6 protein-coding genes are annotated in these 12251 nt (G+C 48.1%); 4 read left to right on the top strand and 2 right to left on the bottom strand.

Annotation, left to right across the window (positions count from 1 at the left end):
• Nucleotides 1-10 precede the first annotated feature (10 nt).
• Together OIM59_RS04020 and OIM59_RS04015 are read right to left on the bottom strand one after the other, a co-directional pair.
• Complete coding sequence (locus OIM59_RS04020) at nt 11-3202, bottom strand: efflux RND transporter permease subunit (RefSeq protein ID WP_303895212.1); 3192 nt, start codon at nt 3200-3202, stop codon at nt 11-13.
• 10 nt (nt 3203-3212) lie between these two features.
• Complete coding sequence (locus OIM59_RS04015) at nt 3213-4319, bottom strand: efflux RND transporter periplasmic adaptor subunit (protein WP_299172685.1); 1107 nt, start codon at nt 4317-4319, stop codon at nt 3213-3215.
• A gap of 192 nt (nt 4320-4511) precedes the next feature.
• Here OIM59_RS04015 and OIM59_RS04010 point away from each other — a divergent pair, with 192 nt between their 5' ends.
• The 4 genes from OIM59_RS04010 (at nt 4512) to OIM59_RS03995 (ending at nt 12107) form a co-directional block, all read left to right on the top strand.
• Nucleotides 4512-5423: a helix-turn-helix domain-containing protein gene (locus OIM59_RS04010; protein ID WP_299172681.1), complete on the top strand. Its 912-nt coding sequence runs from the start codon at nt 4512-4514 to the stop codon at nt 5421-5423.
• 241 nt (nt 5424-5664) lie between these two features.
• Nucleotides 5665-7518 (top strand): hypothetical protein, encoded by a 1854-nt coding sequence (locus OIM59_RS04005; RefSeq protein WP_299172679.1) that lies wholly within the window; start codon nt 5665-5667, stop codon nt 7516-7518.
• Between the two features lie 28 nt (nt 7519-7546).
• Nucleotides 7547-9760: a hypothetical protein gene (locus OIM59_RS04000; protein WP_299172677.1), complete on the top strand. Its 2214-nt coding sequence runs from the start codon at nt 7547-7549 to the stop codon at nt 9758-9760.
• Nucleotides 9761-9800: 40 nt separating this feature from the next.
• Nucleotides 9801-12107 carry a hypothetical protein gene (locus tag OIM59_RS03995; RefSeq protein ID WP_303895208.1) on the top strand — a complete coding sequence of 769 codons (2307 nt, stop codon included), beginning with the start codon at nt 9801-9803 and terminating at the stop codon, nt 12105-12107.
• Nucleotides 12108-12251 lie beyond the last annotated feature (144 nt).

Raw genomic sequence — 12251 nt, 5'->3', positions numbered from 1 at the left:
ACGACTCCATTTACTTTTCTGTATTAAAGGCACTTTTTTCAATCAAGGTCTGTTCCTTCTCGTAGACAATCTGTTGGTCGGGCTTTTTCTGCATGGGACCTCGCAGCTTCTCCTGCAAGTACTCAAACACCACGAAGAATACAGGCACTACGAAGAGCAAAGCCAGCGTACCCACCAGCATACCTCCTACGACACCCGTAGCCAGCGAACTGTTGCCATTGGCTCCGGCACCGGATGAGAACATCAGCGGAAGCATACCGAAAATCATACACAACACCGTCATGATGATGGGACGGAAACGAGCCTGGGCAGCCGAATAGGCAGAAGAAATGATGCCCATTCCTTTACGCCGGCGTTCAATGGCATACTCTGTAATCAGAATGGCCGTCTTGGCCAGCAGACCAATCAGCATAATGGCTCCCGTCTGCAAATAGATGTTGTTTTCCAATCCTGCCACACGGGCAAACAGAAAACTTCCCATCAAGCCGAAAGGTACGGAAAGAATGACAGCCAGCGGCACCAGAAAACTCTCGTAAAGGCATGACAGAATCAGGAATATCAATACCACACAAATGGTATATACAAAAACAGTTTGTGCTCCTCCGCTGCTCGCTTCCTCACGAGCCATACCTCCATATTCATAACCATAACCCGAAGGAAGCACCTGAGCCGCAACCTCTTTAATGGCTTTCTGAACTTCACCTGTAGAATATCCCTCGGCCACATTCACATTGACGTTGATAGTGTTATACAGATTGAAACGCTTGGCTACCTCCGCCCCTTGTTCCGAACGAAGCGTCACAAACTGGCTGACCGGCGCCATCTCCGTACCATTACGTACAAACATGTTGTCCAACGCATGCTGATCCAAACGGGCATCGGGCGAAGCCTGAATCATGACACGATAGACCTTTCCAAACTTATTATAATTAGAGACATACGTCCCACCACAATAGGCGCCCACCACATCAAGCACATCATTCGGACTGATACCGGCACGCTTGCATTTGGCCGCATCTACATCTACTGCAATCTGAGGGAAATTCATGGCATACGAACTATAAGCCATGGCCACTTCGGGGCGTTGATTCAGAGCCACTATGAATTTCTGTATAGACTCATAGAACGGCCGCATGTCGCCTCCTGTTTTGTCCTCCATATAAAGTTCAATGGAGTTTCCAGTTCCATATCCCGGAATCATGGCAGGCTGGAAACAGAATACCTGTGCTTCCTTAATCATGCTAAATTGGGCATTCAAACGCTTCATCACCGCATCTACCGTATGTTCCTTCCCTTTTCGCTTATCCCAATGAAGCATACGGATAATAACCGTACCGTATGAAGTCCCTTGCCCGGAAATCAATCCATATCCGGTAGTACGAGAATAGTTTTCTATTTCTGGGGTAGCCTTCAATATCTTTTCCACCTTATCCATTACTTTATTGGTCTCCGCCAATGAATTACCCGGTGAAGTACTAATGTTCACCATCATAGTTCCCTGATCTTCCTGAGGAACTAGTCCGGTTTTCGTGGTGGACATCAGATACACCAATAATATGAAAGCAATGCCTAATGAAGTCCATACTATCCAACGACGACGGAAGAAAAACATCAATCCTTTTTTATATTTCCCCATTAAAGCATTGAATGAGACATTATAGGCAGCACGTATCCTGCCATTCAAACTATGAGGACTCTTGTTTCCGTCCGACGGTTTCATCATCATGGCACACATAGCCGGACAAAGCGTCAACGCATTTAAACAAGAAATGCCCACAGCCACTGCCATCGTAATACCAAACTGCGTATAGAACACACCGGACGTACCGCCCATAAAGGTGACAGGAATAAATACGGCCATGAATACAAAGGTACACGACACAACCGCCATCGTCACATCATTCATGGCATCCTTGGTAGCCAGATAAGGCGAACGATATCCCACATCAAATTTGGCCTGCACAGCCTCTACCACAATAATGGCATCATCCACCACGGTACCGATGGCCAGCACCAGCGCAAACAAGGTCAGAATGTTGATACTGAATCCGGCCACCGAAAGGAAGGCAAACGTACCAATCAACGACACCACAATGGATATGGAAGGAATCAAAGTACTCTTGAGATCGTGCAAAAAGAAATATACCACCAGTATTACCAGAAGAATAGCGATTACCAAAGTTTCGACCACATTGTCGATAGAAGCAAATAAGAAATCATTCACACTCATCATTTGCAGAAACTTCATTCCTTCAGGCAAATCTTTTGAGATATCATCCAGCAAATCGGATATCTCCTGGTTCACAGCTGTCGCATTTGCTCCGGCCACCTGATAAACCATAAACATCACACCCGGCACTCCGTCTGCTTCCCCATGAAAACCATAGGATTCACGCCCCAACTCTACATCAGCAATATCCTTCACACGGAGTACGGAACCATCTTTTTGGGAACGTATCACCATATTCTCAAACTCCTCCACACTCTTGAGACGCCCTTTATACTTCATCGTGTACTGGAATACATGATCTGAATTTTCGCCCAAAGACCCTGTAGGTGCTTCAATATTCTGTTCTCCCAATGCAGCCGTCACATCGGCAGGCACCAAACCATATTGCGCCATCTTGTCCGGTTTCATCCAGATACGCATGCTATACGTATCCCCCAAAAGCTGTACATCACCAACTCCCTGAATACGTTTAATTTGTGGTATTACATTAATATCCAGATAATTCGACAAAAAACTCTCATCATAACGTTTATCCGGACTGGTCAAACCATTAATCTGAAGATAACTGTTCTGCCGCTTCATGGTACTTACCCCAATAGCTGTTACTTCTGCAGGCAACAGGCCCTGTGCTTCCGACACACGATTCTGTACGTTGACTGCCGCCATATCCGGATCGGTTCCCTGCTTGAAATAAACCAATATTTCTGCTGTACCGGCATTGGTGGCCGTAGAAGTGATGTATATCATGTTTTCCACTCCATTGATACTCTCTTCCAACGGCATAATGACACTGTTCATCACGGCATCCGCATCGGCACCCGTATAAGTAGCATCCACACAAACTGTAGGCGGGGCAATATCCGGATACTGTTCCACCGGCAGGGTATAGAGGGAGATAAATCCAACAATCAAAATCAAAATGGATATAGACAAGGCCATGACCGGCCGTTTGATAAATATATTTCCTTTCATAAGCGTCCGATTATTTTACTTGCGTTCCTTCACGAAGCATACCGGCTCCATCGGCCACAATCTCGTCACCGGCCTTCAGCCCATTCATTACAATATATTCCTTTCCGTCGTTGACCGGAGCAACCTTTATCAAAGTAGATACCGCTTTGCCATCCACTACTTTATAGGCCAGGATTTTATCCTGCAACTGTATGGTAGCTCCCTGCGGAATAACAATGCATTTCTTATAGATACTTGGAATCAACACATTGCCCGATGCCCCGCTGTGCAACAAACGGGAAGCATTCGGAAATACCGCACGCACACCTACCGTACCCGTCTCCTTGTCAATCACACCACTGATAGATTCTATCTTTCCTTTTTCTTCGTACATGGAACCGTCGTTCAGCTGAAGCTGGATTTCAGGCATATTCTGTATAGCCTTTTCCGTGGTTCCATACTGACGGGCCAGCGAGAGAAACTGGTTCTCGGTCATCGAAAAATAGACATACATCTGGGCATTATCGGAAACCGTAGTCAACGGCTGTGCCATGTTCGAACTGACCAGTGTCCCCACCCGATAAGGCAACATGCCGACCACTCCTTCGCTCGGGCTCTTCACCTCCGTATAAGAAAGGTTGTTTCGCGCGTTCACCTCCTGTGCCTTGGCCTGTGCCAGTTGTGCCTTGGCAGTCAGAAACTCATTCTCTGTTGTCTGCAAATTAAAGCTGGAGACTACCTTTTTGGCATACAATTCCTTTGTACTTTTATAAGTAAGTTCGGCTGTAGCCAGACTGGCTTTCGCTACTTCCACATTGGCCACCGCCGTTTCCAATGCCGCCTTATACGGAACTTGGTCGATGACAAACAACACCTCCCCCTTACGTACAACGTCTCCTTCCGATACATTCAGTTTTTCAATATACCCCGATACCTGCGGATAAATGTCGATATCCTGCATCCCTTCAATGGACGCAGAATAAGAAGTGGTAATCTCCTTGTCGGTATCTGCCTGAATTGTCATCAGCTGATACCCCTTTCCGGTCGTTTCTTTTGTTTCCGTCTGGCAGGACGTTATCCCAATCGCACAACCGAGCACCATCAGCCATGCGCCTAAATTTCCAATCTTTTCTGTCATATTCGTTTCTTTTTTTTGTTCGCGCAAAAGTAGCAACCCCGTAGAAAAAGCACACAACGGATTTTCACACAGAAGTATCTTATTTTCCCTTGTTTCCACAACATCCGGCAAAATGTAGAAAATAAGACATATCTGGAAGAATATAGAACACCATGCTTTACGAGGGAATCCACATCTTTGCAAAAAAATAACATGGAAGAAATTATCAAACACATTCACATGGACATGCTTCAGGCACATTGTGACCCTCAAAGCTACATGGACGACTATATCTTCCTGACCGAACGGCTGGAAAATGTATTTCAAAAAAACAAGAATGTCAAACTGGAGGTATTTCTGATGCTTTATTGCAGGGAAGGAGAAATTACGATGGAATTGAGCAATACCTATCGTCATCTTCAAGCCAATGACTTGCTGATCAGTCTGCCCAATACTCTTATCAGACAACTTACGGCCAGCCCCGACTGCAAAGTAAAGATATTCTGCTTTTCCAACCGTTTTTTCCGCCGCATCACCCAGACGCAAAAATATACGTGGAAATCGATTTGTTACATACAAGAGCACCCTATCAAGCATTTTGAGGAAACAAAAAAAGAACTGTTCCAGCTGTATTTGGATTTGATAGAACGCAAAATAAAAGTTTCATCCGACAATTTTCAAAAAGACATCCTGCTGCACATCGCTTCTGCTTTTTTTGAAGAAATGATTGCCAAAACCACTCATAAGTCACTCGAAAAGGAAAATACAGGCCACCAGGTCCTGGTCAAGCAACCCGACTTTATTTTCAAGCAGTTCATGGAAGCTCTCGCAGCCGACAACGGCAGACACCGAACCTTGGGCTATTATGCTGATTTGTTCTGCTATTCAAGCAAATATCTTTCACGCATAGTCAAACAAATCAGTGGAAAGAATGCATTGACGCTCATTCATGAGAATGCGATAGAACACATAATCCCGGCCCTCAAATACTCGACCAAAAGCATCAAGGAGATAGCCATGGACTTTGACTTCCCCAATGTCTCCTTTTTTGCCCAATACGTCAAAAAATACCTGGGTATGACCCCCACCGAGTTTCGCAGCAACGAACAACAACACAAATCATAACACCGCCAAGACAACGTCTCAGTTCTCCCCTCTTTCATAGCGATGGAAGGAAAATTATGCCCTAAGACAGATTCCGACTGAACAAATCATAAAGATATTACGTTTAAGAACAAGAACGCGAGAAAAACTAAACGAAACGAACAAACTAGATATGTAAAACGACTGATTGATTATTTCTTACTTAAAATATCACAGGAATTAGTTTTAAAAAAGATTGCCATACTGAGAAAACAACAACAAAATGAGAAGATTTACATTTATTGCATTTTTATGCACTTTGCTATTGGTTTCTTGCAGTCAGGAGGAGCACTTAGGCACATCTTCCACCGAAAACCAATCTGGGATTGTATTCAAATTACAAAAACAAGGCTATGAAGGAGCCTCTTCCCGTGCCTCGGAAACGGAAACGTCGCTTTATGACGAGCTGCATTACTTCATTGTCGATGAAAACGGCGACAAGGTAAAAAACATTAAAAGCTATTATGAAGCTTCCACCTCCGAGATTTATACCGAAGGCCTTCACAAAGGAGAATACCGGCTGGTTGTATTGGGCATCAAAGGCAACCCAGCCGCAGACCGGGCCACTATCCATAGCCCGGAAAATCTTCAGGAGGAATGGCTCGTTTTTCCTGAAGACTTGCAGCAACCGCTGGAAGCTGAATATTTCTACTCACAAACTCCCTTCTCCATCGTAGAGAAACAGACGGAAAATGGTATCCAGGAAGTGGCTTCTATCCCACAGGAAGTGACACAGAAACGGATTGTCAGCCGGGTGGATTTTGACTTTGCGTACCAAAACCCCTACGTGGGCTATGCCGTCACAGACAAAAGCCTGGCATTGGGAGACGTATGCTTCTACACCACCCTTTCCGGCAACGGGGAACTGGGCGGGGAAAGCAACGGCACGGTGAAGACCCTTTCACTGAACCGACAGACTTCCTACCTGTTCATGCCCTTGTGCAAGGGGTCTACGTTTCATGGAGAAATCAACCTCTCTACCCGCAACTACCGGAAAGAAAACAGAAAGCAGGTGTACAGCTTTGAGCAGAAGGAACTGGCTTCCAACCACATTCATCTCGTAGAAACCCAAGTGAACCATCCGGACGACAAGGCAGTGACCATGTTCATCACCCCTGCAGCTTATAATAAAGGTGAGCACAGCTTAATCCTGCAAGACACGGAACGGAAGGAAGTATATACCGACAAGACTGTACGGTGCTTCAATACCGCCCAGCCACTGCAGGTATCCGTCACAGAAGAAGGGAAACTGCATACGCGCTTCTACTCTCCCCGCAAGCTGACCGGCGTACTGATTAAGATGCAGCTGCCGCAGGTGAGCGAAGAGTTTTTCGACCTGGCTTATTTTGATTCCATCCCGGCCTTCGGCGACTTCTGGGAAGAGATTCCGCTGATGAAGCGCACTGCCATGTGCCGCACGGAATCCGGAAAATATATAGAGGTACAAAAGAAAACGGCTTCTGAATTAAGCAACGCTGTACTCAAGATTGAATCGGACGACCCTTACTGGAGCAAGCTACAGGAAATCAAGCACGGATGGACCATCTACTGGGGACTCTACGGAGGAGACCCGGAAAAAGAAGACGGAGGTCCGGTGGGCAACTGGATGGGAATCCGCCCGGTACATTGCCGGGAGTCGGTGGCCCTTTTCCTCAATTTCACTTACATGATTGACATGCCGGAGCACGAACAGATTTTAAAGGACAATGCCGACCAGCTTTACGACGACAACAAACAGCCTGTAAAGGTAGAGGAGGTATTGAAAAAAATGAGAGCCAGCAGAACGCTCCAGGTAGGTCTGGTATATCCCGGGCACGGAATCATCGGACTAGGAGGAGGCAGCACCTTCGGAGCCTACCAGCGAGGATGGTTCGAACATTACTTCAACCGGTATGCATGCAGCGTCATGTTCCACGAACTCGGACACGTCATGGGATACGGACACAGCAGTTCTTTCACCTACGGACCCTGGGCGGAACAGCTGATGAACAACTTCTATGTGGACAACATCGGGCAGATGCCGGTCGATTCTCCCAGCTACTTGAACAGTTCGCAAAACCCTTACCAATACAAATAAACGGACGATAACAATAATATCACGAAAAATGATGATGAAATATATACTCGCCTTGGCAAGCGCCAGTCTGTTCTTACTGTGCGGATGCCAGCATGAAGATATTCAGCAAACACCGCAAAACGGAATGTTTACCATAAAGTTCTCCCGAACTGGAATGACGAATGGAACAGCCGACGACACGGAATCACAAATCAACACGCTCAATGGTTATCAGTTCGAGAACGGTGTCTTGAAAGAAACGTTCTCCTCGCTGAAAGTGGATGCAGCAGGTTCCTGCCAACTCGATATCGACCCCTCGCAGGGCAGCCTGTATTTCCTGGCGAACGGCGACCAAGCCGTTTCCCCGGAAAGCCTGAAAGAAGGGGTCACCACGCTGGAAGAGTTCTTGAAGCAGCAGGCAACGGCCGAGAATATGGTTTCCGACTATGTGCTGATGACCGGAAAAGCAGATTTGGACACAGAAACCACTTCTGCTTCCGTAGCCCTGAAACGAGCTGTAGCCCGCATCGATTTGGAATCGCCTTTCCAAGATGCTCAGGTAAACAGCGTCACCATAAAAGGGGTGTCGCTGACAGGTTACATTTACGAGCAAGATGCGCTCCAGACACCCGAAAAGCCGGAGACAACGGACTTGACAAAAGATTTTGGCGAACAGCCTTTCCAGAATGGCAAGACTTCCCTTTTCTATCTTCCCGAACAATACACCAACGGACATGAGGTAGAAATCATGATGACAGCCCACGGAGGATGGCACCGGCTAAAGACCACACTTCCGGCCCTGAAACGCAACACCATCTATACGCTTAAAGTGTATGGAAACGGAGCCGACTGGAAAGTGGAGGTGCTGACCGATGACTGGGAGACCGGCGCTTCTTCTGAATCGGGCCTCACGCACAAAGGGCTGGTGGACAAGGAACTCTCACAGCTTTCTGAAGGAGTGACCTTGAATGCACAGGGTGATACCGTGTTCGTGCCATGTTGGAAAAGTGATTTCCAACTGACACTGGCGGCTGAAGCCGGAGCCGAAGTAACCGTGTTGGGACAGGCCGAGGGAGTGACGGTCACTCCTGCCCCGCTTGGCCGCAGCCTTTCCCCGGTGGCACAGTTCCACATCGAGAGCAAACAGAAAATGCCGGGAAGCCATCATGAATATATGTATCTGGATGTACATAAAAACGAGATACAGACGGGACGGGTCGTACTGGTATTTGCTCCAAATCCGGTGCAGATGACAGGCGTCCTCCAGTTTGACGACAACGGTCTTTGTGATTTCAACACCTACATTGACGGTGAACTGGCCCGTATCACGCTCCCGGAAGGAAAAACCCTGACATTGAAATTCAATGAGGGAGAAGCCCAGTGGATGAAACTGACAGAAGAAGGCGACCGTACCTACCGGCTGCTGGGAGGATGGAAACCCAATGACCCGAACGCAGACGGACGGGCACAAACCGGTGAACTGGTGATTGCGGATGCCAATGGCGGCCATCCGGAAGTGTACACCATCCGACGCCTCAACTGGGGACTGCCCGTCGTGAAAATCAACGGTGTGTGGTGGTGCAAGTATAACCTGAGAGGCAATGTGAAAAGCTTCAACGACCAGATTCTGGTGAAAGCGGACCCTGCGGCTCAGGGCAGCCTGGCCGACTATCTGAGAACTTGCTCGGACGATGACTTCCTTCAGGTGCTGGGCGACCAGTATCAGGCTGGAAATCCGGACGGACTGAAACTGACCCACAACGGCAGCCAGTTCTATTATGAGGGGTATCAAAGCCAGACAGGCAATTTCGGTACGATGGCTCCTACCGAGATGGCTCCCGACGGGTACCAGATTCCGGATTATGACGACTACCGTTTCTACACATGGGGCTCAAACTGCAACCTGGCTTATTTTGACCCCGGAGTCTTCAACAACGGACTGGGACAACGCCTCAACTTCAACGTGGTGGAACGCAACGCGACTTTCAAAGGCCTTACCTACGGCCCGATTTCGTTCTACGATTTTGAGTATGAAGGAAACCATCTGACGCTTTGTGGACTGGGACATCAATGGAATGAAAGCAGCATCTCCAGCATGATGATTCTGTTTGCCACCTACGGCAATTCCGGCAACACGTGGATGATAGAAGGTTATGCCAAAAACACCGGCAAAGGAAACTGGTTCAAGTATGCGGCCAGCAACGCACAGAAGACCCGTACCATCCGATGCATCAAGACTCCTGTAGAATATATCTATGAATAAGAATAGAGCTATAACAAAAAACGCAAGAAAACTCATGTATATGCACTTAAAAAAATATATCCAGCTTTTCGGAATACTCTCAGCCGTATGCCTTGTCTCGGCCTGCAGCAACGAAGACATTCCCAAAAACGAGGACACTCCGAATGATGAGAACGGAAGTGTGCCCGTCAGAACTGTAAATGCCAGCATCAAGGCCTTTCAGATGGAAGGAGAAACCAGTTCTCTTCCTGGTGAAGACAGTATCAGCGACATGCAGGCCTGCCTGTTCGAAGAGGGCGTATTGACTACTGTCTATACCGAGTTCTCGAAAAAGGAGAGCCAGTATGTACTCCAGACCGACAAGCCGTCCGGCCATCTTTATCTCGTAGGCAATACGGACGGACAACTGGACCTTCAGGCAATGAAGGAACAGAAGATTACAGAAGAAGACTGGCTGAAGACAACCCTGAATTATACCCACGGAAATGTGCATGCACCGGAATTCTTCTCGGGCATGCTCGACTTGGGCAAGAGCAGTGAAAGCACACTGCACATGGACCTGGAAAGAGGGTCGGCCCGGTTTGACCTTTCTCTGCCGGCCAACAGTTCTCTCCAAGTAAAGGAAATCGTGTTCACCCACATTGCGCAACAGGCCTTTCTGTTCCCTCAGAATCCGGTATCCAGCCCGGAAAATACGACTTGGGAAGATGAAAGCATCGAATTTCCGGAAACACTGAAAGCATCGACACAAGGAGTGGCCTATCTGTACGAACAAAACGGTACAGACGTAAAGGCGCAGGTGAGTATCGTGAAAAACGGAAAAGAAACCACCGTAGAAAGCAGCCTGCCTTCTACCCTGAAACGCAATACGGTCTATACCTTGAGCCTCAGCGAAGACCCGGTCAGTGGCAGCGTGAAACTCCAGGTCATCGAATGGGAAAACGGAGGCGAGCACAACCTGTCTTCCGAAGCGGGCGCCTTGAAGGTAGACACGAAGGCCTCTATCCTGCCGGGAAATGTGACGGTAAACGATGCGAAGAACCGGATTGTATTGCCTTATACGGCTACCGAACTGACACTGGCCATCGACTGTGACGACCAACTGGAGTTCATCCAAGCCCCGATGCCGCTGACCGTACAGACACTGGGAGACAACAGTGCGGAAACCAGAGGCAAAAACCTGTTCCGCATACAGAAAGACAGATGGCGCCTCGGCGTTCCCGGAGAAGAAATCAAGCTGCGCTTCCACCGGAAGGGACTGCAACAGACCTATCCGGACGATTACCTGACACTGGTCCTGACGGAAAACCCGACCCGGATGGAAGGATTGCTCGATTACAACGACAGTTACGAATGCCACTTTGACCGTTATATCGACAATGAACTTGGGGTACTGACCCTGCCGGAATCCAAAAAGCTGACCGTAGAATATGAAAACGGAGAAGGCCACTGGATCAAACTGGCGGCACGGGAAGACAATTCCCACTCCTTCCGTATCCTGGGAGGATGGAAACCCAACGACCCCACAGCCAACGGACGTGTGCAGAAAGCCACGCTGGTGATTTGCAACAACGACGGCACGGAACGCGAAGAATATACGGTGAGCCGACGCAACTGGGGACTCCCGGTGACGTACCTCAACGGCGTGTGGTGGTGCAAGTACAATGCCATGGGCAACTCAAAGGATTTCAATGACCAGATACTTTCTTCGAACGACCCGGCTGCGAAAGCAGGAAAGACTGTTTTCGATTATCTGCGCGACTGCACTCCGGAAGAATTCTTCAAACTCTGGAAATGGCAGTATCAGGGAAAGACCACCCAAGGCATGCAGGTGATAGATGACAACGGAGTAGCCAAGCTGGAGGGATACAGCACCTCAAACGTCCATATCAACAAGCTGGAACCTACAGCCATGGCTCCCGACGGGTACGAAACGCCGTCGGTGGAAGACTTCGACCGAGTATTGAAGATTACGAAGGATTACCTCTGGCTGATGTGGGACGGCGAACACAGCACTGCCTGGAACGGCGGAACCAAAATCCAACGGCGCCAACGGAGAAGAGAGGATGTGACGGTGGGCCAAGTCAAACTGAGCGGACTGATTACCATCGCCATGTACAGCAACGGCACACCTTCGCAGAACGAACCTCTGGTTTGGTACGGTTCTTCCGCACAATGGAATGACAACGGTATTCTCCATGGACACTATAACAACATGCTGTGGGCTGCCTACTCTCCTGAAAACGGACAAGGCTGGTTCTTTACGGGAGCCATGAACGCATATTACGCTACCAGAAACGGAGCCGGGTCCAACGATTCCCGCCTTCTGCGGTTCAAAAAATCGGACGTGGAATATATCTATGAGTGACTATGAATAACGTTCCCAAAACGTCTTTGCGTTCGGATGAAAACGTAAGGACGTTTTACTTGAAACGCAAGTGCGTTTGGACAAAAACTCTTTGACGTTTTACTCCAAACGCACTTGCGTTTTTTTATCCCCCTTCCAAACCCC

It is taken from the genome of Bacteroides mediterraneensis, assembly GCF_025993685.1.
Lineage (GTDB): Bacteria > Bacteroidota > Bacteroidia > Bacteroidales > Bacteroidaceae > Phocaeicola > Phocaeicola mediterraneensis_A.
Note: the sequence above shows the minus strand (reverse complement) of the source record. Positions and strands in the feature narration are given on the sequence as shown.

Coding starts and splice junctions, on each gene's coding strand:
- OIM59_RS04020 (WP_303895212.1), bottom strand. CDS start 3,202: ATGAAAGGAAATATATTTATCAAACGGCCGGTCATGGCCTTGTCTATA.
- OIM59_RS04015 (WP_299172685.1), bottom strand. CDS start 4,319: ATGACAGAAAAGATTGGAAATTTAGGCGCATGGCTGATGGTGCTCGGT.
- OIM59_RS04010 (WP_299172681.1), top strand. CDS start 4,512: ATGGAAGAAATTATCAAACACATTCACATGGACATGCTTCAGGCACAT.
- OIM59_RS04005 (WP_299172679.1), top strand. CDS start 5,665: ATGAGAAGATTTACATTTATTGCATTTTTATGCACTTTGCTATTGGTT.
- OIM59_RS04000 (WP_299172677.1), top strand. CDS start 7,547: ATGATGATGAAATATATACTCGCCTTGGCAAGCGCCAGTCTGTTCTTA.
- OIM59_RS03995 (WP_303895208.1), top strand. CDS start 9,801: ATGCACTTAAAAAAATATATCCAGCTTTTCGGAATACTCTCAGCCGTA.